This window comes from Streptomyces goshikiensis, assembly GCF_014650555.1.
In the GTDB taxonomy this organism is placed as follows: Bacteria; Actinomycetota; Actinomycetes; order Streptomycetales; family Streptomycetaceae; genus Streptomyces; species Streptomyces goshikiensis.
Map to the genome: position 1 here is coordinate 193379 of NZ_BMVE01000012.1, position 25498 is coordinate 218876.

22 protein-coding genes are annotated in these 25498 nt (G+C 71.7%); 10 read left to right on the top strand and 12 right to left on the bottom strand.

Features of this window, described 5'->3' with window-relative positions:
* Positions 1-40: 40 nt before the first annotated feature.
* From IE248_RS28715 to IE248_RS28730, 5 genes are read right to left on the bottom strand one after another with little or no spacing between them, the layout of a single operon-like run.
* On the bottom strand, positions 41-508 hold the full coding sequence (locus IE248_RS28715) for an ATP-binding protein (RefSeq protein WP_037797135.1): 468 nt from the start codon (positions 506-508) through the stop codon (positions 41-43).
* Positions 509-513: 5 nt separating this feature from the next.
* On the bottom strand, positions 514-639 hold the full coding sequence (locus tag IE248_RS38285) for a hypothetical protein (protein WP_268254108.1): 126 nt from the start codon (positions 637-639) through the stop codon (positions 514-516).
* A gap of 6 nt (positions 640-645) precedes the next feature.
* Positions 646-1872 carry an MAB_1171c family putative transporter gene (locus tag IE248_RS28720; protein WP_073796264.1) on the bottom strand — a complete coding sequence of 409 codons (1227 nt, stop codon included), beginning with the start codon at positions 1870-1872 and terminating at the stop codon, positions 646-648.
* Positions 1869-2423, bottom strand: a complete 555-nt coding sequence (locus IE248_RS28725) for a hypothetical protein (protein WP_229895587.1) — start codon at positions 2421-2423, stop codon at positions 1869-1871. The genes IE248_RS28720 and IE248_RS28725 overlap by 4 nt, the downstream gene beginning before the upstream one ends.
* A 37-nt stretch (positions 2424-2460) precedes the next feature.
* The gene (locus tag IE248_RS28730) at positions 2461-2634 is read right to left on the bottom strand and encodes a hypothetical protein (protein WP_158074301.1); all 174 of its coding nucleotides are present in this window, start codon (positions 2632-2634) and stop codon (positions 2461-2463) included.
* A gap of 289 nt (positions 2635-2923) precedes the next feature.
* Here IE248_RS28730 and IE248_RS28735 point away from each other — a divergent pair, with 289 nt between their 5' ends.
* Positions 2924-3835 carry a methyltransferase domain-containing protein gene (locus tag IE248_RS28735; RefSeq protein WP_073796265.1) on the top strand — a complete coding sequence of 304 codons (912 nt, stop codon included), beginning with the start codon at positions 2924-2926 and terminating at the stop codon, positions 3833-3835.
* Positions 3836-3838: 3 nt separating this feature from the next.
* Entirely contained in the window at positions 3839-4960 is a 1122-nt protein-coding gene (locus IE248_RS28740) for a terpene synthase family protein (protein WP_073796266.1), read from the top strand.
* Between the two features lies 1 nt (position 4961).
* Here IE248_RS28740 and IE248_RS28745 read toward each other — a convergent pair whose 3' ends face one another.
* From IE248_RS28745 to IE248_RS28765, 5 genes are read right to left on the bottom strand one after another with little or no spacing between them, the layout of a single operon-like run.
* Positions 4962-6353 (bottom strand): cytochrome P450, encoded by a 1392-nt coding sequence (locus tag IE248_RS28745; protein ID WP_190032104.1) that lies wholly within the window; start codon positions 6351-6353, stop codon positions 4962-4964.
* The gene (locus IE248_RS28750) at positions 6350-6970 is read right to left on the bottom strand and encodes a GTP-binding protein (RefSeq protein ID WP_008744113.1); all 621 of its coding nucleotides are present in this window, start codon (positions 6968-6970) and stop codon (positions 6350-6352) included. Before IE248_RS28750 ends, IE248_RS28745 begins: the two co-directional genes overlap by 4 nt.
* Entirely contained in the window at positions 6951-7310 is a 360-nt protein-coding gene (locus IE248_RS28755) for a DUF742 domain-containing protein (RefSeq protein WP_008744112.1), read from the bottom strand. Before IE248_RS28755 ends, IE248_RS28750 begins: the two co-directional genes overlap by 20 nt.
* Positions 7307-7693: a roadblock/LC7 domain-containing protein gene (locus IE248_RS28760; protein ID WP_037795596.1), complete on the bottom strand. Its 387-nt coding sequence runs from the start codon at positions 7691-7693 to the stop codon at positions 7307-7309. Before IE248_RS28760 ends, IE248_RS28755 begins: the two co-directional genes overlap by 4 nt.
* A gap of 14 nt (positions 7694-7707) precedes the next feature.
* Positions 7708-9420, bottom strand: a complete 1713-nt coding sequence (locus IE248_RS28765) for a sensor histidine kinase (RefSeq protein WP_100583187.1) — start codon at positions 9418-9420, stop codon at positions 7708-7710.
* A 440-nt stretch (positions 9421-9860) separates the two neighbouring features.
* Between IE248_RS28765 and IE248_RS28770 the strand changes: the two genes are divergently transcribed.
* Positions 9861-10442: a hypothetical protein gene (locus tag IE248_RS28770; RefSeq protein WP_037797141.1), complete on the top strand. Its 582-nt coding sequence runs from the start codon at positions 9861-9863 to the stop codon at positions 10440-10442.
* A 38-nt stretch (positions 10443-10480) separates the two neighbouring features.
* On the opposite strand, the gene IE248_RS28775 is transcribed toward IE248_RS28770, so the two are convergent.
* Positions 10481-12310, bottom strand: a complete 1830-nt coding sequence (locus tag IE248_RS28775) for a VanW family protein (RefSeq protein WP_190032105.1) — start codon at positions 12308-12310, stop codon at positions 10481-10483.
* 229 nt (positions 12311-12539) lie between these two features.
* Between IE248_RS28775 and yczE the strand changes: the two genes are divergently transcribed.
* The 6 genes from yczE (at position 12540) to IE248_RS28805 (ending at position 19439) form a co-directional block, all read left to right on the top strand.
* Positions 12540-13316 carry a membrane protein YczE gene (gene yczE, locus IE248_RS28780; RefSeq protein WP_373301647.1) on the top strand — a complete coding sequence of 259 codons (777 nt, stop codon included), beginning with the start codon at positions 12540-12542 and terminating at the stop codon, positions 13314-13316.
* An 81-nt stretch (positions 13317-13397) separates the two neighbouring features.
* The gene (locus tag IE248_RS28785; protein WP_190032106.1) at positions 13398-14315 is read left to right on the top strand and encodes an ADP-ribosylglycohydrolase family protein; all 918 of its coding nucleotides are present in this window, start codon (positions 13398-13400) and stop codon (positions 14313-14315) included.
* Between the two features lie 67 nt (positions 14316-14382).
* The gene (locus tag IE248_RS28790; protein ID WP_073796272.1) at positions 14383-15225 is read left to right on the top strand and encodes a hypothetical protein; all 843 of its coding nucleotides are present in this window, start codon (positions 14383-14385) and stop codon (positions 15223-15225) included.
* Positions 15226-15493: 268 nt separating this feature from the next.
* Positions 15494-16870 carry a chloride channel protein gene (locus tag IE248_RS28795; RefSeq protein ID WP_079196041.1) on the top strand — a complete coding sequence of 459 codons (1377 nt, stop codon included), beginning with the start codon at positions 15494-15496 and terminating at the stop codon, positions 16868-16870.
* A 174-nt stretch (positions 16871-17044) separates the two neighbouring features.
* Positions 17045-18484 carry an MFS transporter gene (locus IE248_RS28800; RefSeq protein ID WP_190032107.1) on the top strand — a complete coding sequence of 480 codons (1440 nt, stop codon included), beginning with the start codon at positions 17045-17047 and terminating at the stop codon, positions 18482-18484.
* An 85-nt stretch (positions 18485-18569) separates the two neighbouring features.
* The gene (locus tag IE248_RS28805) at positions 18570-19439 is read left to right on the top strand and encodes a helix-turn-helix transcriptional regulator (protein ID WP_229895589.1); all 870 of its coding nucleotides are present in this window, start codon (positions 18570-18572) and stop codon (positions 19437-19439) included.
* Here IE248_RS28805 and IE248_RS28810 read toward each other — a convergent pair.
* Positions 19427-19588 (bottom strand): hypothetical protein, encoded by a 162-nt coding sequence (locus IE248_RS28810; RefSeq protein ID WP_158074302.1) that lies wholly within the window; start codon positions 19586-19588, stop codon positions 19427-19429. The two genes, IE248_RS28805 and IE248_RS28810, sit on opposite strands and share 13 nt — an antisense overlap.
* Before the next feature lie 1246 nt (positions 19589-20834).
* Here IE248_RS28810 and IE248_RS28815 point away from each other — a divergent pair.
* Positions 20835-25436 (top strand): sacsin N-terminal ATP-binding-like domain-containing protein, encoded by a 4602-nt coding sequence (locus tag IE248_RS28815; RefSeq protein WP_190032109.1) that lies wholly within the window; start codon positions 20835-20837, stop codon positions 25434-25436.
* Positions 25437-25498 lie beyond the last annotated feature (62 nt).

Consider the following 25498-nt stretch of genomic DNA (forward strand, 5'->3'; position numbering starts at 1 on the left):
CTGGGCTGAGGGCCCGCCCGGGCGCCCGGGCGCCCGGCGGTCACCAGGCCGGGAGCCGCCGTCGCACCGGGGGCGGGCAGGCCACCTCCGCCCACACGCACTTGCCGCCCGCTCCCGGCTGGGAACCCCAGCTCCGGGCCAGCCGTTCCACGATCAGCAGCCCGTACCCCCCGGGCCGGCCCCGGCCCTCGGGGCGGCGGGCCAGCGGCGCCGGCGGCGCGGGGTTCCCGTCCGTCACCTCGATCCGCAGCCGCTCCGGGGTGCAGTCCAGGACCAGGGCGGTCGGTCCGCCCCCGTGCAGGCAGGCGTTGGCGACCACCTCCGACACCAGCAGCAGTACGTCTTCGGCCGCCTCGCGGTCCTCGTCCGTCCCCGGCGGCAGCCACCGCCAGGCGGTCAGCGCCCGCCGGGTGAAGTCACGGCTGCGGGTGACGACGTCGCTGGTCCCGTCCAGCACCAGGCGCCGGATCCGGCCGGCGGGTTCGGGGTCGCGTTCGCGTTCCTCCACGGGGCTCAGCCCCCGCTTGCCGGCGCCCGGGCCGGGTCGTGGCCGAACTCCGCGGCGAGCGCGCCGACAACGGTCCCGTCAACGGCCTCCACCGCCACGGCGAAGCGTTCCCGGTCCACTGGCGTCACCATCCGGCATCACCCCTCACACCGCTCCCCCGGCCCCTGCCCGGATCCCGCCGGGATACGCCTGACCGCGGGAGTGGCCGCGGTCAGGTGGAACGGCGGCCTGCGGATCATCCGGGACACCCGGAGCAGCGCCCGCTGGTCGAGCGCCGGCAGCGCGGTCGCGGTGCCGTCGTCGAGGAGCGGGGGCTCGGCGTCCCCCGACGCCGCCTTGGCGGCCATGGCGTCGACCAGGACGGCGGCCTCCACGGCGGCCGCCACCTTGGCCGGGGCCAGCCGAAGCGCCGAGGCCCGCGCCGCGGCCGCCCGCGCGACGTCCGGGTTCCGGTAGGGACGCAGGGCGAGGCGGCCGTCCTGGACCTCGGCGACCCGCCGGGTGGCCTTGAGCTCGACGTCCCACCACGGCACCGGGAGCGCGGCCGCGACGGCGGGCGTGGCCTCGCGCAGGGCCCGCCACAGCGGACCCAGCCGCAGGAAGACCCGCTTCGCCCACAGGGTGCGCTCCACGCTGCCCCCGACCATCGGCAGTACGAAGCCGATCCCGGTGAAGAGGGTGCAGGCGAAGGCGAACCCCCGGGACACCTCGGAGTCCAGCCAGTCCCAGCGGGTGCCCCCGCACCAGCGGGCGGCGATGGCGAGCAGTTTCGACCCGTCGAGCCCGATGTTGAGGGCGAAGCCGAGGATGAGCACCCGCAGGCCGCGGCGCAGCCACTTCGGCCCGGTGACGCCCGCCGCCCAGCGCACGCACAGTACGGTCGCCATGACTCCGGCGACGGTGTGGGCGGCGAGGTACAGCAGGATCATTTCCCTGATGAACGGGGTCCTGGCGTAGTACGGGTCGAAGTCCACCCGGCGTTCCACGGGCGCGTCGCCGAGCGCGAAGAGGGCGACGATGCCGATGACGGCGAGTCCGTAGGCCACCATCAGCCAGCGCACCCAGCGGCCGGCCTTCTCGGGGCTCCAGTCGCGCCAGTAGATGATCAGGGTGAGGACGAGCGCGCTCTCGACGGTGAGCATCGCGTACACCAGCGGCGCGCTGACGTTGGGGATGCCGGTCGCGGCGTTCACCACGCCGATCACATCGGGGTTGGCGCAGGCGAAGCAGGTGCCGCCGAGGAGCAGGACGCCGCAGACGAGGACGTACAGCGGGTCGCGGTTGTGGCGCAGGCCGGGCGCCTTGCCGAGGAACGCGAGCCACATCAGGCCGGAGACGACCCAGAAGCCGCTGTTCTCGCTCACCAAGCGCCGCCGCCCGCCGGTCCCAGGGAGACGTTGAGCTTGTGCCCGAAGGCGCTGGAGGACTGAGGGACGTGGGCGCCGTTGCCGAGCCAGTGCTTGCTGCGCATGGCGAGCAGGGAGCCGAACAGCTCGCAGGCGCGCTCGCCGTCCTCCCCGCAGTCGGTGCGGGCGGAGGAGCGGGCGGCGATCCGCTCGACGGTACTGGCGCTCAGGTCGGGGGCGAAGAGGTCCGCGCAGTCCGACTCGCCGAGGATCTGGGCGTGGCCGGAGTCCTCCTCCATGTGCCACAGCTCGTGGCCGAGGATGCCCAGCTGGTGCTCCGGGTCGGTGTTGGCCTCGATGAGGACGAGGTTGCGGGTCCGCGTCCACACGAGCAGGCCGCTGACGGTGCTGACCGGGAAGGACACCAGGTGAGGTTCGACGGGCCGGCCGTGCCGCCTGGCCATCGCCTCGCAGAGCGCGCTGAAGACGACGGCGGGTTCGACGGGGGCGTGCAGCTCGATGCCGCGGATGAGGTCGTCCCGGGTGCGGCGCATTCTCTTGATGTCCATGTCGTCCTTTGACCTGAGGAAGTCGTCGTGCTCCGCGCTACTGGCCGCGCGTCGCGGGGCGCAGCACGCTTTCCGCCAGGCCGAGCGGGGTGGCGGCGCCGCCGGTGGGGCACGGGGGCGCGGCGGGTGGGACGAAGTGGTCGACGCCGTCGGGGCCGAGGAACTCCGCCAGGCTCAGCGCCCGGTCGAGCCCGGGCCCGGGGGGGATCATGATTCGGAATCGTAGGTGCCGGGCGCGGCCCTTCGGAAGAGACCAATCCACAATTGTTGACCCGACCCGCACTATCGGCCATATCCGGGGAAATGATCGCGCCACTACCCCTTCTGACGTTCACTCAATCCCCATCCGCCACTCCTGATGTAACGTCAATTGACCGAAAATGTGGCCGTTTCAAGTGTGGCTATGCTCATGTCCCGAGCGATCACGCATCTTTATCGATCGCTTACGGGCAGAGCGGGGCGTCCGACAACACCCCCACGACCGCAGGACCGGAGAACCGATGGACAGCAACCTCGCCATCCAGCCCCCCACTGGCGGCCAGGCGTTCGACGAGAGCCAAGTGCCGCTCTACTACAGCCGCAAGACGGCCGACATCCTCCACAAATACGGCCCCGGACCGAGAGTCCACTTCCACATGGGGCTCTTCGCCCCCGGCGCCACCCCCAACACGACGGTCTCCCAGCGCGTGCTCAAGCGCCGCATCGTCGAATCGCAGGAGGCGATCGTCGAGCACGCGGCCCGCAGCTGGGGCGCGTACGCCACCCCGCCCGCCCGCGTCCTCGACATCGGCTGCGGGGTCGGCGGCGGTTCCCTCTACTGGGCCCAGGAGCACGGCGCTTCGGTCACGGGCCTCACGGTCGCGGCCGATCACGTCCCCGTCATCGAGGACTTCGCCCGCCAGGCGGGCGTCGGCGACCGGGTGACCCCGCTCCTCGCCGACATCCACGGCTTCAGCACCCGGAAGAAGTACGACGCCGCGTACGCGAACGAGAGCTCCGGCTACATGGACCGCGAGCGGCTCTTCCAGGTGGTGGCGGGGGCGCTGAAGCCGGGCGGCTGGTTCGGCATCCAGGAACACTTCATATGCCGCCCCGAGTGGACCGAGTTCATCGACGGCTACTACAAGACCCGGCTCGGCACCCTCACCGAGTACATCACCGCCGCCGAGGCCGCCGGCTTCGAGCTGGAGCAGGACGAGGACGTCACCGACCGGGTCGCCGAGTTCTGGGTGCAGTCCATGGCGTGGAACACCGCCGAGCTCGACGGCGTCGAGCGCTCCGGGATCCAGTCGGCCTGGAGCCGCGAACGGCTCCAGGAGTCGACCATCACCCACGGCAAGCTGTTCCGGATCTGGCGGGACCACGCGCTGGAGACCCGGCTGCTGCTGTTCCGTCTGGGCGGGGGAAGCTGACCGATGCCGCCCGTGTACGACGCCGACGCGCACCCGTCCCGCATCGGCTGGCGACTCCCGCCGTTCTACTGCCCGTTCGAGCGCGAGCTCATCCACCCCAAGGCGGCGGAGCTCGAAGAGCGGGCCGTCGCGTGGATCGACTCGTTCGGCCTCTACCCGAACGCCACCGAGCGCGCCTGGGGACTGGCCACCCGCAGCGCCGAGTTCACCAGCCGGATCATCCCGTACGGCGACGTGGAGCCGATGCTCCTGTTCACCCAGTGGAACTACTGGGCGTTCGCCACGGACGACTGGCAGGACTCCGACCACTCGCTCGCGGCCCGGACCGCGGCCGTCGCCGACCACGGCGCGCGGCTGGTCCGCACCGTCGAGACCCCCGGCGCCGGTCTGCTGCCCCCCGGTCCGCACACCGACGCGCTGGAGGACCTGGTGGCCCGGACCCGGGCCGTGCTGACCCCCTTCCAGCTCCGCCGCTTCACCGAGGGCATCCGGGACTGGGTCTTCGGCGCGGCCTGCCAGACGGCCAACGCGGAGCGGGGCGGAATGCCCGGCCTCAACGACTTCGCGGCGATGCGGATGGCGGCGAACGGCACCCGGTTCACCCTCACCTGGTGCGATGTGGCGAACGGCATCGACGTGCCGGCCGACGTGCTGTACTCGGCGCCCGTCCAGGCGCTCACCGACGCGGCCGGGTTCATCGTCAGCTGTGACAACGACCTGTTCTCGTACAACAAGGACGACCACCAGGAGCCGTGGGAGCAGAACCTCCTCAACGTCCTTGCCTCGCGCGACGGTTGTACGCCCGCCGAGGCGCTGCCCGCCGCGTTCGCGCTGCGGGACCGGGCGATGACCCTGTTCGTCCGGCTGCGCGAGCAGCTCGGCCGGGGCGCCGGCGAGCAGCTGGGACGCTACCTCGTCCAGCTGGAGCAGTGGATCGCGGGCGACACGGAGTACCACAACCGGGCCCCGCGCTACGCCAGTCCGCGCAACCGCAACGCGCTGCCCGCCGCGGAGGCCTCGTTCGACATCGTCTGGAGCGACACGCCCAGCGACCCGAGCGTCGAGCCGCTGCCGGTACCGGCTCTCGCCTGGTGGTGGCAGCAGCTCGACGGCTCGTCGCGCTGAGTCAGCTACGGCCCAGCAGGCGCGTCCACAAGGACGTACGTCCCGTCGGCCGGCCACCGGCCGGCGGGACGGAGGAGGGGCCGGACGGCGCGGTGGCCGGCCGGGCCTCGGTCCGGGGCCGGGGGACGGCGACGGGGACGGGCGTGGACCCGGTGACCGTGCTGCCGCGCGGGGTGAACCGCACCGGGAGCGCCACCAGATGACGGGACATCAGCGAGGAGTTCCACTCCAGCTCGCCCTCGGGTACGGCCAGTTCCAGGTCGGGCAGCCGGGTCAGCAGCGTGTCGATGCCGGTGTCCGCGATGGCCCGGCCGATGTCCTGCCCGGGGCACTCGTGGGGGCCGCTGCTGAAGGCCAGGTGGGACCGGTTGCCGTGGACGGGCAGCGTCGCGTCGGGACGGATCTCGGGGTCGAGGTTGCCCGCACCGAGGCCCAGCAGCAGCATGTCCCCGGCCTCGATGCGCACGCCGCCGATCTCGGTGTCACCGGTGGCCCAGCGCCCGAGGACCGTCATGAGCGGCGGCTCGTCCCACAGGACCTGCTCCAGCGCGTCCGGCAGCGTCATGTGGCCGCCGGAGAGGTTCGCGCGGAAACGGCTGTCGGTGAGCACCATGCGCAGGGTGTTGGCGATCAGGTTGGCCGTCGTCTCGAAGGCGGCGATCAGCACCAGGCGCAGGTGCTCCACGATCTCCTCGTCACCGAGCGCCGTGGGGTGCTCCAGCAGCCAGGTGGTGAAGTCCCGTCCGGGCACCTCCCGCTTGCGCGCGACGAGTTCGCGCAGGGTGACCGTGACGTACTCGCTGCTGACGAGGGCCGTCTCGGTGCCCCGGATCATGTCGCGGGCGGCCTCGACCAGGCGCGGGCCGTAGGACTCCGGCGCGCCGACGAGCTGGGTCATCACCAGCATCGGCAGCGGCTCGGCGAAGGCGGCGACCAGGTCGACGCGCCCGGACTGGACGAAGGCGTCGATCAGCTGGTCGGCGAAGCGCTTGACGTACCGGCGCACGCCGCGCCGGTCGAAGCGCTCCAGCGACTCGGTGATCGCCCCGCGCAGCCGGTCGTGCTCCACGCCGTCGACGAAGTGGCACACGGGCTGCCAGGCCGTCATCGGGGTCAGCGGGTGGTCCGCCGGGACGTTGCCCTCCTGCATGTCCCGCCAGCGGCGGGGGTCGCGGGAGAACCGGGACGGGGTGCGCGCCACGTCCAGGTTCTCGCGGTGGCCGAGGACGAGCCAGGCCGGGAGGTCGCCGTGGACCAGGACGGGGGCCACGGCGCCGTGCTCGGCGCGCAGCTTCTCGTACAGCCCCATCGGGTCGGCCTCGGCCTCGGGCCCGTAGAGCCGGTGGGCCGGGCAGCCCGGCGGCGGGGTCTGGTCTGCGTACGGGCTGCTCACGATGCCTCCGGGGTCACGGCGAGGGAGTGCAGGTAGCGCATGAGCGCCATCAGGACGTCACGGCTGGAGTCGCGGCGCCGGGCGTCGCAGACGACCAGCGGCACGGACTCGGGCAGGTCGAGGGCGGCGCGCAGCTCGTCCAGGGGGTGCTGGGGCGCCTCGGGGAAGGAGTTGACGGCGACGACGAACGGTACGCCGCGCTCCTCCAGCCGGCCGATCACGTCGAAGCTGACCTCCAGCCTGCGGGTGTCCACGAGGACGACGGCGCCCAGGGCGCCCTCGAACAGGCCGTGCCAGAGGAACCAGAAGCGTTGCTGGCCGGGGGTGCCGAACAGGTACAGCACCAGTTCCTCGTTGATGCTGATGCGGCCGAAGTCCATGGCCACGGTGGTGGAGCTCTTACGCTCCACACCCTGGATGTCGTCGACGCCGACCCCGGCCTGGGTCATCGTCTCTTCCGTGGTCAGGGGCCGGATCTCGCTCACCGAGCCGACCAGGGTCGTCTTGCCGACCCCGAACCCGCCGACGATGACGACCTTGACCGCGGCGGCGGCCGTGGCCGGCAGCGCGTCCTCGCGCCGCGGGCCCGCGGGCTTCTCAGAGCTTTCGAAGTCCATCGATGACTGCCTCAATCAGTGCCAGGTCCGGGAGTTGGGCGGGTGCGACGGGTGGGCGGGACAGCACCTGGTTCTCGGCGAGCAGGTCACCGAGCAGTACGGTGACCACGCTCACCGGCAGGCCGAGGTACGCGGAGACCTCGGCCACCGAGAGCGGCGACTGACACAGCCGCATGATCGCCGCGTGTTCGGGCTGCATACCGGGCCTGGGCCCCGACCTGGCGATGATCAGCGTCACCAGGTCGAGGGAGGTGGACTGTAAAGGTCCGCTGCGACCGCCGGTTATGACGTAGAGCCGCTCGGGGGTGCCGTCTTCCCAGCCCCGGCCCGGGTTGCTCACGCGGGCTGCCCCTCGCGGCGGGGCGGGCTGCTCAGATGTTCTCCGATCCGGGCGACCAGATCGCGCATCCGCTGGCCCATCAGGCCCGCGTCGACGCCTTCGTTCGCGAGTACGGCGAGGTAGGCGCCGGCCCCGGCCGCCATCAGGTAGAAGAAGCCGCCGTCCATCTCGATGACGACGAGCCGCATCCGCCCGCTGCTGTTGGGGAGTTCGGAGGCGACCGCGCCGGCCAGGCTCTGCAGTCCGGCGCAGGCGGCGGCGAGCCGGTCCGCGGTGTCGGTCTCCGCGCCGTACTGCGCCATGCGCAGGCCGTCGGCGGAGAGCACGATGACGTGGCGGGTCTGCGGAACGCTCTCGGCCAGGTCCTTGAGCATCCAGTCCATGTTGGTCTGCTGACTCACGGCTGTCCCCCCTTGCTCGCCGAGTCCGGCGAGGCGTCTGTGTTCTGGCTTGCTCCGCCGGTCCGGCTCGTGGCGGTCTGACTGTCCCCGGACAGGCCGCCCTGGAAGGCGGCCAGCCACATTCCGGGCTGCACCTGGGGCTCGGGCTCGGTCGTGGCCCGGGCCGCGTCGGGTGCGGGTGCGGTGGCGCGGTCGTGGACGCCGGGCAGGGCCGGCGCCGGGGTGTGGGCCTTGCGGCGGCGCTGCGGAAGGCCGTTCGCGGTCCGCTCGGTGACCACGGGGATCTCCTCGTCGTCCGCCGGAAGCCGCGGTCCGGTGGCCGGGCGCGCGGGCTCGGGCCGGGAGTGCTCGGACCGCGCGTGCTCGGGCCGTGCGTGCCTGGGGCGCGCCGGCTCGGGCCGTGCGGCCTCGGTGCGGGCCGGCTGGGTGCGTGCCGGCTCCGGGCGGGCGGGCTCGGTGCGGGCGGGCGGGATCGCGGCCTGCGCCGCGGCCGGCCGGGCCGCCGCGGGCAGGGCCGCCCGGGGCCCGGAGGCGGTACCGATGCCGTGGGCGACACCGGTGGCGGCCTCGGCGGTGGTGATCAGGGCCTGGGGGATGACCAGGACGGCGCGCACCCCGCCGTACGCGGAGGAACGCAGCGAGACCTGGAAGTCGTACGCCTGCGCGAGGCGGCCGACGACGGCGAGGCCGAGGCGCGGCGTCTCGCCGAGGTCGTTGAGGTCGATGCCCTGCTGCGCCTGGCGCAGCATGCGCTCGGCCCGCTTGCGGGCCTCCTCGCTCATGCTCACGCCGCCGTCCTCGATCTCGACGGCGATGCCCGAGTTCACGTCGACCGCGGTCAGGTGGACCTTGGTCCGCGGCGGGGAGTAGCGGGTCGCGTTGTCCAGGAGCTCGGCGAGCGCGTGGATCAGCGGTTCGACGGCGGGGCCGACGACGGCGACCTGCGAGACGGAGTGCAGCTCCACGCGCTGGTAGTCGATGATCCGCGACATGGCGCCGCGCATCACGCTGTACAGCGGGACGGCCTTGCTCCACTGGCGGCCGGGCCGGGCGCCACCGAGGACGGCGATGGAGTCGGCGAGCCGGCCGATCAGGGCCGTGCCGTGGTCGAGCCGCAGCAGGTCTCCGAAGACCTCGGGGCTGTGGCCGTGCCGGTCCTCCATCTCCCGCAGTTCCTGGGCCTGTTGGTGCACGATGGCCTGGACGCGACGGGCGATGTTCACGAACGCGCGCTGCGCGGAGTCGCGCAGGTCCTCCTCGGCGACGACGGCGTCGAGCACCGAGCGCAGCACCGCCTGGTGGGCGGCCCGGAACGCGGGCGTCAGGCCCGGCTCGTAGGCGTCCGGGTCCTCCAGGGAGGCGAGCACCTCATCGGGGAACTCCCCCTTGCGCAGCCGCTCCACGACGTCGGGCAGGAGGTCCTGCGCGAGGCGTACGGTCTCGGCCTCCTGGCGCGACAGGGAAGCCTCCTGGCCGGCGACCGTGGCCCGCAGGGCCGCGATCGCCCTGCCCCGCCGGGCGGCCTCGGCGCAGGAGAGCGCCACGGCGACGAAGGCCACCGCACCGACCCAGGCGACGGGGGTGCGGGCAGGCGCCGAAACGATGACGACGGCGGCCACCGCGGCGGCGGCGGTCACCAGGGCGGGCAGCGCCCACACGACGGGTGAGGTGGGCCCTGGACTTCCGGGCGACGATCCCACTCGAACCATCAGAACCCTCAAACGATCGAAAGCGAATGATCATATGACAATGGCCCGGAAGCTTAGCGGGTTGTGCGCGTTGGTCTTGACAGCAGGTCATGATCTGGGCTCTGTAAGCCCGTTGGGCATACCAGATGTGGCCGAAACCCGCATGTTCCATCAAGCGGTCGCACGCCATCCGCTTCCGCTTCCGGTCAGCGCGGGACCCGTCGCGATGCGGTTCCGGGCCCCTTCCGGCGGCTTCCGGAAGACTCTCGGACGGCCCTCGCGGATCGGCCGGTTCCCGCTGCGACACGCCCGGCCGAGCGCCGCCAAGTACGCCTGAATTGCCGGGTTCCGCCCGCCACCGCATCCCGATGATCAAGAGGAATCCCAGGTCAGGGACAATCGTTCGGGGCAGGACACAATCCTCGCCCCGCCGATCCACCGACTGAACAGGAGCTGGCGCGTTGAACCAGGAGAGGCGCGAACAAGCCCAGGGATTCCTGCATCCGGACGAGCGGCTGATAGCCGCGTGTCCCTACGAACTGGGACCCGGCGTACCGCTTCCGCCGGAGGACCTGCTGGCCGCTCCGGAGCCCCCGGACCTCGGCCGGCGCATCGAGGCGAGACTCCCCCGCTCACTGCGGCAGTTGGTCACCCGCGGACACGACCGCGCGCCGGACCCGGTGGAGGACCCCGGCGCGGCGCTCGCGCACGGCACGAGCATGGAGGGCGGCTGGCAGAGCGCGGCCGGCCACTTCCTGGTGAGCCGCGCCAATGTGCGGGGCTCGGCCACCGGCGTCCTCGCCGTCACCGACCGGCGCTGGTTCGGGCTGAGCGACGTCTCGCCGCTGTGGCAGGCGACGCCCGTGATGAAGCAGTACTGGGAGGCCCCGAGGTCGGCCATCGCCGCGCTGCGCGCAGGCACCGGCATGACGCAGCGGGGCCGGATGGAGATCCGGTTCACCGACGGGTCGTGGGTGGCTGTCCTGGCGACCGTCCCGGCGCAGGCGGCGCCCTTCGCCGCGGCCGCCGCCCGCCTGCACTGACGCGCGGCGGGCGGGGGCGGACGGGCTGACCGGTCAGGTCAGGCGCGGGCGTGTCCGGCGGGGAGGGCGGCCGACGCCTGGGACGGCGCGGGGGTCGCCGGCGCCGTGGGCGTCGGCGCGGCGGGCGCAGCCGGCGCGGCCGGGCCCTCGGCGTCGCAGGTGACCTCGTCGCGCGGGGTGTAGTGCGTCCGGAAGGTCTCCTTCTTGACCTCCTGGCCGCCCTTGACGAAGACGCGGCCGACGGACACGTCGAACCCCTCCAGCGGGGTCTGCACCTCGCACGTCGGGCCGGCGCCCGTGCGCTTGCCCGGCGGGACGGGGTTGGTCCGCGGCCCGTGGGTCGCGCGTATCTCGTCGTACTTCTTCGTACCGAGGAAGCTGATGGTCACCGAGGTGTCGGTGGACCGCGCCCGGATGTAGATCGCGTGACCGGAGTCGTTCTTCCAGCGCAGGTCCAGGGTGCCCCAGGCCACGGTGGCCTCCCGGCCCTCGGGGTAGCGCTCGATGTAGAACGAGTGCGCCCCGTGCTCCAGCGGCTTGACGCCCGCGAAGAAGAGGGCGTTGTACATGGTCGTCGCGACCGCCGAGACACCGCCGCCGGGCGACTTCGTGAACTGGCCGTCGTTGATCATGATGCCGTCGACGAACCCGTTCTCCTTGGTCCGCTCGCCGACCGTCTTGTTGAAGCTCCACGTATCGCCCGGCATGACGAGCGAGCCGTTGATCAGGTCGACGGCGCGCCCGATGTTGGTGGTGCGGTACGGGGCGGCCGGGAAGTTGACGGTGAAGGACGAGACCTGCTCCTTGATGCCCAGGCGCTCGGCCTCGGCGCCCGTCAGGCGCGGCTGGACGGCCGGTGCGGCGAGCTCGGCGCTGCGGGCGGCTCCCGAGCGCGTCAGCAGCGGCATGACCGCGTCCCCGAGGGCCTTGGCCGTGACCTTGAGCCCGGGGCGCCCGGCGTCGGCGACGACCACCCGGTTCGCGGCGTCGGTGCGCAGCGTCGCGTTGCGCGGGGCGGGGGCGGCCTCGGCCACCTGGCGGGCGACCGCGGGGTCGTCCAGCAGCCCCTGCGCGTCGAGGTGGGGGACGAGGCGGCCGTGGCCGTCGTCCTTGACCGTGAGGTGCTTGCCGAGCACGGCGGGCGTGATGGTGACGGGCTTCCCCGCCAGGGTGAGGGTGACCGGGCCGGACATCGCGGGCTCGGCGAACTCCTTCATGGCCCGGGCGGTCTCCTCGGGCCCGACGGCCGGGGCCGTCCGCTTCACCGGGAGCGCGACGGGGCCGGAGCCCGGACGCAGATAGGCGGCGCGGACGGCGTCCGCCGCCTGACCCGCGTGCACGGTGACACCGGTGACGGGGGCGGTGACCTTGGCGGCGCCGTCCTCGAAGGTGATGGCGCCGCTGCGGGCCTCCTGGCGGCGGGCGGCGGCGAGCCGGTCGGCCGCGGCCGTCCCGGCCGGGGCGTCCACCCGGATCACGGGCTCGACCTCGCGGTCCCGCTCGGGCGCGAAGAGGCGGCCGATGACGGTGACGGGGTCGGATCCGGTGTCGGTGGCGCGCGCGGCGGTGGCGGCGGTGTCCACGGACAGGCCGAAGGCGGCGGGGGCGGCCTTCTCGACGCGGTCGCCGATCTTCAGCTGCATCGGCGCCGCGGCGACGGGGCCGAGCCGGTGGTCGAGGGCGGTCTTGGCCTCCGTACGGCTCATGCCGCCTATGTCGACTCCGCGCACGGTGGTGCCGTCGGCCACGGCGTCGCCGGTCATGATCAGGCCGGTGACGTAGAGGCCGCCGAAGCCGAGGACCGCGGCGCCCGCCGCGATGGGCAGGGCTGTCCGCAGAGTGGCTTTCCGGCCGTGTTCGCGTCGCATCTCTCTCCCGGTGGCGCTTGACTTCGATGGCGCCTGGCACCCCACCCGCGAATCGCAAATCCAGCCAGACCGGACACAATCATTCACCAATTCGGACTAAACGGGTCATAAATGTGCCCGTTCTCACGCCGGAGGGGCGAGCCGGGAGAGCGGCCCGCCGAAGTGGGCGATCACGGGCATCGAAGTAAGGCCACTTGGGTCGGATTGGCCCTGTCCGGGCCGTGGGCACATGCCACACCGTGAGATCCGTCGATCTTTGGCCCCAGGAAAGGCTCCACCGGTGTCCTCCACCCCTCCGCGACCCGCCGCCCGCGCGCGCCGCCTCCCCCGCCGGCTGTCGCAGCTCTACGTGGGCCTCGCCCTGTACGGGGCGAGCTCGGCGTTCCTGGTCCGCGCGGGCCTGGGCCTGGACCCGTGGGACGTCTTCCACCAGGGCCTGGCCGAGCGGCTCGGGTGGAGCATCGGCACCGTGTCGGTGGCCGTGGGTGCGCTGGTCCTGCTGCTGTGGGTGCCGCTGCGGCAGCGGCCGGGGCTGGGCACGGTGTCCAACGTCTTCGCGGTGGGCCTGTCCATGGACGCGACCCTCGCCGTCCTGCCGGACGCGCACGGCCTCGTCCCGCAGGCTGCCCTGCTCACGGCGGGCATCGTCCTCAACGGGGTCGCGACCGGCCTCTACATCTGCGCCGCCTTCGGGCCGGGGCCGCGCGACGGCCTGATGACCGGGCTGCACCGGCGGACGGGCCGCTCGGTGCGGCTGGTGCGGACCGGCATCGAGCTGACCGTGCTCGCGGCCGGATTCCTGCTCGGCGGCACCGTGGGCGTCGGCACGATCGCGTACGCGCTCGCCATCGGACCGCTGTCGCAGCTCTTCCTGAAGCTGTTCGCCCTGCCCGACCCGGTCGAGCCCACGCCCGAGCCCGAGCCTGCACCTGGGCCGACGCAGGCGCAGGCGCAGGCGCGGCCGGCCGAGGCGGAGGCCGCCCTGCCGCGCGTCGCGGCCTCCTGAACGCCGCCGCGTCCGGGCCGCGGCCGGACGCCGCCGGGAAACCGGGTGCGGCCGGGTAAGAGGCGCTGACAGCATGCGGGCATGACCTCAACTGCCGCCGCCCGCGACTCCCTCGAAGGCCTGGCCCTCGGCGACGCCTTCGGGGAGCGCTGGTTCCCCCTCTTCTGGCCGGGCCAGGACCCGTACGAACTGATCCGGGCGCGCCGGACGCCCGAGGACCCGGCCTGGCGCTGGACGGACGACACCGCGATGGCGCTCGCGGTCTACCGGGTCCTGGCGCTGCACGGCGCCGCGCACCAGGACCGGCTGGCCGAGGCCTTCGCCGAGGCCTACCTCGACGACGCGTACCGCGGTTACGGGTACGGGATGCACCAGCTGCTGCCCAAGCTCGCCCAGGACCCGTCGAGTTGGCGGACCGAGAGCAGGAACCTGTTCGACGGCACGGGCAGCCTCGGCAACGGGGCCGCGATGCGGGTGGCGCCGCTGGGCGCCTGGTTCCACGAGGACCTCGACGAGGTGGCGGAACAGGCCGCGCTCTCCGCCGAGGTCACGCACGCCCACCCGGAGGCGGTCGCGGGCGCGGTGGCCGTGGCCCTGGCGGCCGCGCTGGCCGCCCGCAGCCGGAACCGGCCCGCGCCGCAGGCCGCGGCGTTCCTGGCGGAGGTGGCCGACCGTACGCCCTCCGGGCCGGTCGGGGACGGACTGCGCGAGGCGGCCGCGCTCCCCGCCAGCACCGGCGCGCGCCGGGCCGCCGCCGTCCTCGGCAACGGCGCGAGGATCCGCGCGAGCGACACGGTGCCGTTCGCCCTGTGGTCGGCCGCCCGGAACCTGGACAGCCTGGTCGACGCGCTCTGGGCCACGGCGGAGGGGCTCGGTGACGTCGACACCACCTGCGCCATCACCGGCGGCACGGTCGCCGCCCGTACCGGCACCTCCGCCGTCCCCGGGTCCTGGCTGGCGCGCCGCGAACCCCTTCCCGGCTGGCTCGCCGACGCCTGAGCCCGCCCGGGTGCGACGCCGGGTTTCACTGCCCGCCGGACGGCGTCCCCGGCACTAGGCTCGGGCCGTGGGACAGCCCGAGCAGCACGCCGAAGGCGCAGGACCGTTCACCACCCGGCTCACCTGGCAGCGCGCCGAAGGGGAAACGGTGGTCTGGGAGTCGCGGCTCGCGCGCCGGCGCGGGGTGCTGTCGGTCCGCGGTCCGGGGGAGGCGGCCGGCCGGCCCTCGGCCGCCGGCCCGCGGGCGCTGCGCCGGCTGCGCAGGCTCAACGCCATCGCTTCCGGTGCCTTCGTGACCGGCGGGGCGCTCTTCGCCGCCGGCGCCGCGATCTCCCAGTTCGGCTCGGGCGATCCGCTGCTGAGCGCCTCGGTCTACTTCGCGGGCGGCCTGTTCTTCAACACCGGTGGCTACGTGTCGCTCCTCCAGGTGCTGAACGCGCCCCGGCACGCCCCCGGCGGCGGCGCGCTGGTCACGGCCGGCTGGCGGTGGTGGGGGTACGAGCCGATGCGGCTGGACTGGCTGAGCACGTTCGTGCTGTTCGTCGGAACCCTCGTGTTCGGCGTCAACCTGCTGGACTCGTTCCTGCGGGGCCTGAGCGTCCAGCAGGTCAACCGGCTCGTCTGGACCCCCGACATGATCGGGTGCGTGCTGTTCCTGGTCTCGGGCCACCTCGCGTTCGCCGAGATCTGCCACCGGTCCCTGCCCTGCCTGCGCTCGCGCAGCCTCGGCTGGTGGGTCGTGGCCGTGAACCAGTTCGGCTCGCTCCTCTTCATGGTCTCCGCCCTGGCCGCCTTCACCCGGCCCTCCACGGGAAGCCTGCTCAACACGGGCATCGCCAACTGGGGGACGCTGACGGGGGCGGTGTGCTTCTCGGTCGGCGGCGTGCTCCAGCTCTTCGAACGCCCGTAGGCCGGTGTCCGGGCAGTGTCCGGCCGGTGCCGCGCGGGTACGGCCCGCTGCCGGACCGTCAGATCCCCGGACGCCCCTCCCCCGGGCCGGCGCGGCCGATCCCGGACTCCGGAGGCCCTGACGGGCGGGTGAATACGCCCGAACTGTCCGTAATGCTGCCATCATCGGACCGAAGGCCGGCCCCGCTCCGCCCGCCGGGGCCCGCGACACTCCCCCTCCAGGCCGTCGCAGCGGCACCCATCGACCAGGACGGCATCGAGGAGCCACTTTGACGTCACCCACTCCGCCGGAACGGCACGGGCCGCCCCAGGGCGGCGGGTTCGCCACCCTCCGCACCGACCCCTTCGGCCCACTGCGCACCAGGGGCTACCTCAAGCTCCTCTTCCTCGCCGCCGTCCTGGGTGTCGTGCTGTCGGCCGGCGCGTACGGGTTCCTCCAGGCGGTCGACCAGATCCAGCACGCCCTGTTCGACGACCTGCCCCGGGGCCTCGGATTCGCCCGGCCCCCCGTGTGGTGGCCGCTGCCCCTCCTCGCGCTCTCCGGCCTGCTGGTCGCGCTGGCGATCCGGTACCTGCCGGGCAACGGCGGCCACGAGCCGGCCGAGGGCCTCAACACCAAGGGGGCGCCCCCCGCGGCCGAACTCGCCGGCATCCTGCTCGCGGCACTGGCCTCGCTGGGCTTCGGCGCGGTGATCGGACCCGAGGCGCCGCTGATCGCGCTCGGCGGCGGCATCGCCCTGTACGCGATCCGGCGCGTCCAGCCGACGGCCGACGCCACCACCCAGGCCGTCGTGGCGGCCTCCGGCAGCTTCGCGGCGATCAGCGCGCTGCTGGGCTCGCCCCTGCTCGGCGCCTTCCTGCTCATGGAGACCTCCGGAATCGGCGGGCCCGCACTCGGCCTCACCCTGCTCCCCGGACTGCTGGCCTCGGGCATCGGCTCGCTGATCTTCACCGGGCTCGGGTCCTGGACCGGCGTCGGCGGCGGGCAGCTCGTCATCCCGAGCCTGCCGGCCACCGAACGCCCGGACCTCGCGCAGTTCTGCTGGGCCCTCGTGATCGGCATCGCGGCCGCCGCGGCGGGCACCACCATCCAACGCCTCGCGCGGCGGCTGCAAAAGGACGTGAAACGCCGCCGCCTGCTGTGGACCCCGCTCCTGGGCCTCGTCGTCGCCGGCCTGGCCATCGCCTACGCCGAAGCCACCGGCAACGACTCCTCGGAGGTGCTCTTCTCCGGCCAGAGCGCGCTCCCCCAGGTCCTGCTCCACGCCGGCGAGTACACCGGGGCCGCGCTCACCCTGCTGATCGTCTGCAAGGGCATCGGCTACTGCCTCTGCCTGTCGGCGTTCCGCGGCGGCCCGATCTTCCCGGCCCTGTTCATCGGCGCGGCCGGCGGCATCGCCCTCTCGCACCTCCCCGGCCTGCCGTACGTCTCGGCCGCCGCGATGGGCATGGGAGCGATGGCGGTCGCCCTGCTCAAGCTGCCGATGACGTCCGTACTGCTCGCGACGCTCCTGCTGGGCTCGGACGGCGTGACCGTCATGCCGCTCGTGATCGTGGCCGTGGTGGTCTCCCACGTAACGGCCTCCCGGCTCACCCCGGCCCCGCCCCCCGAACCGGCCGTCACCCCACCCCCGGTCCCGGCCTGACACCCCCGCCCCCGCACAGGGCCCCGGAAACAACCGAGGGCCCTGTGCGGCAGCGGCTCCTCTTGGTGACGGCCGTGAGCCGCGGACGAAGGTGGCACTGCCAGTGACAGTCTCCGCAGGAGTGCTGTCAGAGGGGATCTGGCTGGGGCGGGGCGGGCGGCCGAGGCTGGGGGCATGACAACCGCTGACACCTCCACGACCGCCGCATCCGCGCCGCCGACCGGTGCCCGCATGACCGGACGCCAAGTCGCCGCCCTGATGGTGCTCCTGGCTTCGCAGTTCATGATGGCCGCAGACTTCTCCGTGCTCAACGTCGCGCTGCCCGAGGTCGGTGTGTCCCTCGGGTTCTCGACGGGGAGCCTGCAGTGGATCACCACGACGTTCGCCTTGTGTGCCGCCGGATGCACCCTCGTCTTCGGCCGCGTCGGCGACTACGTGGGGCGCCGGCGCATCTTCACGGCGGGAATGGTCGTCCTGGCCGTTTCCTCTCTCGTCGGAGGCATCGCCGACTCAGCCGCGATGCTGCTGGTCGCCCGTACGCTCCAGGGTCTGGCCACTGCGGCCGTCACGCCCGCGGCGCTCGCCCTGCTCACCACGGCCTTCGCCGAGCCCTCTCTGCGGACCCGCTCGCTCGGCCTCAACAGCGTGATGATGAGCTCCGGTTTCAGCGTCGGCGCGATCCTCGGCGGTGTCCTCACGGATGCGCTCTCCTGGCGCTGGGCCTTCTTCATCAACATCCCCGTGGCCATCGCGGCGATCGCCGTCGTGCCGCTCGTCGTCGACGAGAGCCGGGCCGGGCAGCGCAGCCGCATCGACCTGCCGGGCGCGCTGCTGATCACCCTGGGCCTGTTCTCCGGGATCTACGGCGTCACCCGCGTCGGCGAGCAGGGCTTGGACCTGACGGCCGGCGTCGCGCTGATCGCCGCCGCCGTCCTGCTGAGCGTCTTCTGGACCGTGGAGAGCCGTACCGTCGATGCCCTGGTGCCGGTGAAGGTCCTGAGGAAGCCCGACATCGCCTTCGGCAACGTGGCCGCCCTGTTCATCTTCGGCGGCGAGACGGCACTGATCTTCTTCACCGGTCTGTACGTCCAGAACGTGCTCGGCCTGTCGTCCCTGGTTGCCGGCCTGGTGCTGCTCGGGATCGGAACGGGCCAGATCATCGCCGGCGTCGTCGGCCCGCGTCTCCTCCAGCGCGTCTCGCCGCGCACGATGCTCGGCGTCTCCCTTGCGCTCCAGGGCGCCTTCATGCTGCCCGCGCTGTGGGCGACCGCGGACTCACGCTGGCTGATCCCGCTGATCATCACCCAATTCGTGAACGCGTTCTTCTCCATGATGGCGGCCCTGTGCTTCATGGTCATCGCCACCTCGTCCGTCGATGCCGACGAACAGGGCATGGCGACCGGGATGGCAACACAGAGCCAGCAGGTCGGCATCGCGATCGGCATTCCCCTGGTGAGCGCGGCGTTCGCCACTGTCGTCGGGCAGGGCACCGCGACCGCCGCCAAGGAGCTCACTGGCATCCATGTGGCGATCGGCGTGGCCGGTGTCTCTCAGCTCGCCGTCGGCCTGCTCCTGTGGCTGGTGCTGCGCAGCAAGTTCAGCAGTCCGCAGTGACCGCGGAGAGCCGATGTGGCGGCCGTTGTGGCGTTAGGACACCGCGGTCCAACGCGATGTCGCCGATGCCGTTCGGCACTTCATAATGAAAAGGGTGGAACAGATCATGAACACGGACCTCGGCAGCTATCTGCGCCAGATGCGCGAGCGTGTCCGACCGGAGCAGATGGGGCTGCGCACCAGCAACTCCCGGCGCGTTCCTGGACTGCGCCGTGAAGAAGTGGCCGCGCTGGCGGGTGTGAGCCAGACCTATTACACCCGGCTTGAGCAGTCACGGACCGCCCAGGCGTCCCCGCAGGTCCTGCTCTCCATCGCCCGCGCACTGGATCTCAGCAGCGACGAGCAGGACTACCTGCTCAAGATCGGCACAGCGGTGCAGAACCCTCAACGGCAAACGCCCGATGACGACCAACTCAGCTACAGCACCAGGATGCTGATGTCATCACTGGGCAGTGTGGCGGCAGCCGTGCTGAACTACCGGTGCGACATCCTGGCCTGGAACCCCCTGTACCACCAACTGTTCGCGCCCCACCTCGAATTCGGCGTCCCGCAGGATGCCGAACGGCGCCCCAACGTCATCAAGATGAACTTCCTCGACGAGAACGTCCGGGCTCTGTACGCGGACTGGGCCGTCGAATCGGAGTCGAACGTGACGTATCTGCGATTCATCTCGGGAAATCACCGGCACGATCCGCGGCTTGCCGAGCTGATCGGCGAGCTGACCATCCAGGACGAGGAGTTCGCGGCGCTCTGGTGCCGCCAGCGAGTGGCCAACTGCATGGAGGGCACCAAGCTCTTCGACCATCCGGTGGTGGGCGAGCTGGAGTTGATGTATCAGTCCGCCGGCCTCCAGGACGGCAACATCCTGAAGCTCTACCACGCGGAGCCCGACTCCCCGCACGAGGCGGCCCTGCAGCTTCTGACGCTGGACCTGAACTCCGTTCACCGGCGCTGAAGTACCTTCTCCGGCATCCGGGTCGTGCTGCCCAGCCGGTAGACGGTGTCCCGGGCGAGGGTCTGATGCCGGGCCGAGTACAGCCCGATCCGGGCCGGACGGGTGGAGAGGCCGGCGACCGCGTCGCCACCATGCCGGCCGGCTTCCATCCCAGGACGTACCGGTGCTGCTGGAGCCGGCACTGGACCCCGTCCGGATGCTGCACACCGTCGACGAATGTGGTGTCGTAGTCGATCGTGCTGCCGAAAGCGTGGTCAGGCCCGTTCTCGCCTCCCGGAGGCGATCCCCATGCACCAGCGTCGGTCGAGGCCGGAGCTACCGCCGCTGCGGTTGCAGAGACCCCCAGCACCACCAGCTCGGCACCACTGCTCCCACCTGACCACAGACAGCGAGCACGGCACCTGGGACGTCGCCGTCGACGTCCCCACCCCCCGGCCGCCGCCGCACCACCGTGCGCCGCGGAGGATTTCTCACCCAGGACACTGTCGAGCAGCCCCTCTGCCGACTCCGCTCCGCCGCGCCGGCGGCCTTCAGCACCACGGCCAGCCCGCCACAGGCCGGACGTGCGACCACATGGCTACCACCATGGCCCCGGACACACGAAAGGCCGCCCTCTCACAGATGAGAGAACGGCCTTCGACCAGCGTTTCCGCATGGTCGGGACGACAGGATTTGAACCTGCGACCCCTTGACCCCCAGATGGCTGCGCCAGGCCCATAATTGGGACATATGGAGCTATTTGAGGGCGGGGAACGTGTGTCAATGCGCGTGCCGTGCAGCCGCGTGCAGCAGCACTGGTCCCCAACTGGTCCCCAACCAGTCGTCACCCCAAGGTGCCACTCGGGAGGTTCGGACGGATTGGGCGGGTCGCGCACACCCTGGGCTTTCAGCCCACTCCCCGAGCCGAGCCGGACGCCCACTCGTCTCAATTGTGACGCCTCTCATTCCCGCGGGCGACCTGACCCCGTGATGCGACGGGTGGCCCGGGCCGGGCTAGTCATCGTGGTGGAGTCGTCGCGTCACTCGATGGCGGTAGACCACCGCAGGCGCGGGCACCCGGGTCGGGCCCGCGTGCAGTAGTCGCCGAGCCGCTCCCTGCCGGTAATCGCCGACACCGATCAACTGACCACCCCCTAGAAGAGACGCGCTCTAGCAGTTGGGTCTGACAATCAGCAGGGGGAGCCGAAGAGTTTCCGCCGCGTTCAAGCCCATGGTGGAGAGGGGCTCACACGCTGGTCACCGGATGCGCTCGCCCCAACGCGGGCAACGGCCCGGGCGGGGACACCTCGGGGAGGCGGCCGGAGGTTGGCGGAATCCCGAAGGTTGTTGATCGGAGAGGCCACGCCACGCCTGAGGATTGTCGCCTGTCATACGGCACAGAGGGGGGAGACGAGCGTGGACCATGAGGCGCTCACGTCGGCGGTGCGGAGGCTTTTGGACGATCCGCGCGTGGATCCGGAGCTGGAGGTGTCCGGTACCGAGGAGGCAGCACGCGCAGTTCGCCTCCTCGACCAGGGGCTGCGCGAAGGACCGGGGGTCTTCCGCAGAATGGCCGAGGGCGCTCAGCGGGGCGCCGAGACGCTATCGTCAGACCCGCTCCAGGTGCTCTCCGAGTTCGTACAGAACGCCAACGATGCGAGGGCCAGCCAGCTGCGTTTCCTGTGGCGTCCAGACGCGCTGCTGATCGCCCACGACGGCGTCAGCGTGCGCATGGGCGATGTCCTACTCCTCGGTATGCCTTGGCTCAGTGGCAAGACCGCCGATGCTCAGAGCACGGGGCGTTTCGGCATCGGGCTGTCAACGCTCAGGGCACTCGCAACGACCTGGGAAGTCCACTGCCATCCCTTCCACGTGCGGTTCGCCGATCTCGCCCTGGAACCAGTCTCTCCGCCGGAGCTGCCAGAAGAGATCTCCGGACCCCAATGGACGGTCTTCCGTATCCCTCTGGAGTCGGACGCGTTGCCCGCCTCCGATCTCTTCGAATGGTTCGAGAGCTGGAGCGATGCCTCGCTGCTCTTCCTGCGGCACCTCAAACGGATCGAAGTCTCGGACGGCGAGCGCACCACTGTACTGGCCCTGTCCTGGGAGGACGCGGCACGTGACCGGGTCCCGGTCGGCGGCGCGGACACTGACGTGCGGGTGCGACACGCCACTGCGAGTGACGGAGTGGTCTGGCGGGTGTACGAAGCGCAGGTCCCGCCGCGCCCCGGCTGGGAGCGCCACCACAAGGCCGTTGGGACTACGATGCCGGTCGCCGTGGCGCTCCCCTTGCAGCCCCAGGGGCACGGCAGCGTCCACGCCGGCCTGCCTGTCGCGCCGCTGGACGCGGCTGCCCGCGTCCACGCCCAGTTCGACCCGGTCGCCAGCCGCGAGGGATTCGCCGACAGTCGCTTCAACCACCAGCTCGTCACCCTGGTCGCCGACCTATGGGAGGCCGCTGTCCGCGACGTACTCGGACGGGTGGACCCGGCTGCCTGGCACCTCATCCCCCTACCCTCCACAGCCGGGGCCACCTCACCAGACCGGCTGCAGGACACGATGCGGGCGGCGCTCCATTCACGCGCCCGGCAGTCGCTCGCCTCGGAGCTCACCTTGCCGGTCGCGGACGGCGGGCCCGCAGCACCCCTGGCCGAGTTCGCTGCGGAAGAGGCCGCCTTGTCGGGAGTACTCGACGATGCGGACATCACCCGGCTGTCCGGCGCCCCGTACGCCTTTCCCTCTACCTCCCGCGACCGGGCCGGCCGCTGGCGTCGGGTGCTCGCGGACTGGCGCTCGGCGGGGGCGGCGGACCTGCGCCCAGAGGTCCGTGTCACTGATGCGCTCGGCCTCTTCGACGAGGCAGACCGTGATGTCACACCGATCATCCGGCTCGCCGCGGTCGCTCTGGAAGCCGGCCATGCCTACGCGTTGGCGCGCAAGCCGTGCGTGGTCACGGCCGACGGACGTCCGCTGCGCCCATCAGCCGACCAGCACGCGTTCGCGGAGGGAAGTGGAGAGACCACGGGGGTGCTGGACCACCTGGGTGTCGTGCTCGATCTGCACTCTGCTTACTGGGAGGAGGACCAGTGGTCGAAGAGAGTGGTCGACTGGCTGCGGAGGCAGGGATGGCTGGTCCGGCGGGACGACACGGCTGCCGTGCTGAGGCTCGTCGCTCGGCTCGGTGAGTCAGGCGGACTCCTGCCCGATGCCGAAGAGACTGAGGAGATCGCCCGCCTTACGTCTCTGCAGCGGGCACTTGGTGAGGTACCGAAGAAGCTACGGGACCAACTCGGGCCGGCCATCGGGCGGGCCATCCGGCTGAACGGCTTCATGTTCGATGACCATGGCGACGAAAGTCCCGCCAGAGTGCAGCCCCGCGCCGCCTACCTCTCCTCGGCGCTGGAGAGTACCGACGGAGATCGGTTCGCAGTGGCGGCCCGCAAGACACCCGGGCTCGTCTGGGTGCACCGCTCCTATGCGCGATCTTTGCTCTCCGCCGCGCAGAGCAACGGCCTCAGCAGGACGGCCTTCCTCAGACTGCTCGGCGTGGCGGACACGCCCCGGCTCACACAGGTACCACGCAGCCAATACCACCACTCCTACTTCAAGCGGTACTCGGCGGACTCTCGCCTCGGCCTGGCACGTGACTGTATGTGGAGGAGCCCGGATCGCTGGCGCGCGATGAGCGATAGGGGCGCCAACTTCACCCTGGATGACCTGATCAGCGCCGATCTCGTCGCCGTCGTGGCGAATATCGTGGCCGAGCGAAACGTGGAGGAGCGGCGCCGACGCACGGCCGCGCTCTTGCGTACGCTTGCCGGCCCGGTCACCAGTCACGACCAGGCGCGGGTTGCGATGGCATGGGCAGACCGCAAGTGGGTCGTGAAGGGCGACACGTCAGCCATGTGGGTGTGGCGGCTGCGGGACACTGCCTGGCTGGAGGACGCCGACGGGGACCTGCGCACCCCGGCCGAACTCCAGCTCCGCACCCCGGACGCCGAAGCCCTCTACGGGCACGACAACCCCGGCTACCTCCACTTCGCCATCCATCAAGCCCTGGCGACCCGCGCCGACGTCCTCACGGCCCTCGGCGTCTCGGGCGATCCGGACGTTCCCCGACTCATGGAGCGGCTTCGCGAGCTCCGTGAACGCACTCCAGGGAACGTCGAGGTCGGCGACGGCCTGAGGGCCGAAGCGTTGCTCGTGTACCGGGCTCTGGCTAGACGCCTGACGGAACGCTCGGTCGACACCCCGCGCGCGGAGGTCGAGAAGCAGATCCGCTACGGGTTCATGGGGGAAGAACTCGTACTTACCGACCAAGGCTGGATGATGTCGGGCGCGTGCTTCCGGGGTACCGCTGTCTTGCGCGGGTTCCGCCCCTTCGCGCTCACCGGGTCGGATCTTGACCCGCTGTGGAGGGTGCTTGGTATCAGAGAGCCGGGCGCCGAGGACCTTGCCGACGTGCTGAAGGAGATCGCGCAGGCCGGCAGCGCGCCTGATGTCCGGCAGCAGCAGGTGATGCTCAATGCCCTACGTCGCCTGCGGGACCGCGTCGCGTCCGATGACGGACAGGTCCAGCTCGGGCTGCGGAACAAGTTGCGCCCGCTGCCGCTGTGGACCACGGCCGGGTGGACCAAGACCAGGCCGGTCTTCGCTGTGGACCACTCCGGCCTCGAACGCGCCCTCGCGGAACGGCTGCCTCTTTGGAAACCTGGAGGGGACGTCCAGCAGTTCGCCTCGCTGCTCGGCCTGCTACGGGTCACTCCGCTGGACGTCGTCGGCGCGCAAGTCGTCGGCGGACAGGACCTGTCGCCGGACGGCACTCTCACTGAGGACTTCCGCCGAGCCGTCGTCGCCCTCCAGGACCTCCTTGTCCGCGACGAGCCCGAGGTGGCGGAGAATTTCACCGGCTGGACTTGGCTGGCCGGCCTGGAGGTACGGCTCCATCCCGGGCTGCGGATCCGGCTCGAACCAGGCGGCGGGCACGAGCCGATCGAGCTCCCCATCGACGCGCAGATCGACCGCGAACAAGCCACCATCTTCATCCGGTCCGTCGAGGCACTGAGCGCCAAGGGCGGTGCGGGAGCGGCGATCGCTTCCCATTTCGCTACGGAGCGGACACGCGTTGGGCACCGATGGCGAGATGTATGGGAGGAGGGCCTGGTGGAGACCGTCCGCGAGGACGCCCTCAGCTCGACCGAGCAGCAGGACCAAGAAGACCGTCAGCGGCTGGACGAGCAGCTGCGCCGACGGGAGCAGGAGAAACCGCCCTCACGTCCGATGCCGCCCGCCCCCGCATCACGCCCCGCGCCGCTACGACCCGCGAACGGCGTACCGGCGCCGCGCCCCGCTCCCGACGCTCCGCCCGCACCCCTGCCGAGCGCACCGCCGCCACCTCCGAGGCCGGAACAGTTGGCACCCGTGCGCCGCCTCGTGGGTGCGGCCGAGTTCGACAAGCGGCCCCGTAAGGTCACCCGGACCGGTACTCCGTCACTGCATCCGGGTACGTCGTCCCGATCGAGCTCCGCACGACCCGGCGGAAGCAAACGGCGGCCGTCCTCACTCCCCCAGCCCCGGCCCGGCGGCGCCTTGCCACGAGAGCAGTCCGCACCGCTCGGCTACCGGGACTCGGACAAGGAGCGGCTCGTGATCCGAGCCCTACGCCAGATCCTGCGGGAGCAGGGCATCGAACTGGAGGACCAGCGCGGCGTTTCGGGACTTGGGGCGGATGCCTTTGACTCGGCCGGGCGCTACTACGAGATCAAGGCCCACGGCGGCGCCGTCCCGCCAGAACTGACCCTTACTCGTGCCGAATTCGTGCGGGCACTATCCGAAGGGGAAAACTACACCCTGGTCATCGCCTCGCATCTGGAGGAGGGCACCGGCACCCCCACCCTCCGCCTCGTGACCGACCCTGTGAACCGCTTCGAAGTCGAGCCTCCGACGGACGTCAGACTCAAGGGCATCCGGGACACGGATGTGGACTCCACACTGTACGAGTGGCCCACTGAGGAGTGAGCAAACCTCACCCCGCCCGCAGTCAGCTTGCCTGCGGGCGGGGTACACGGATCGAGATGGCA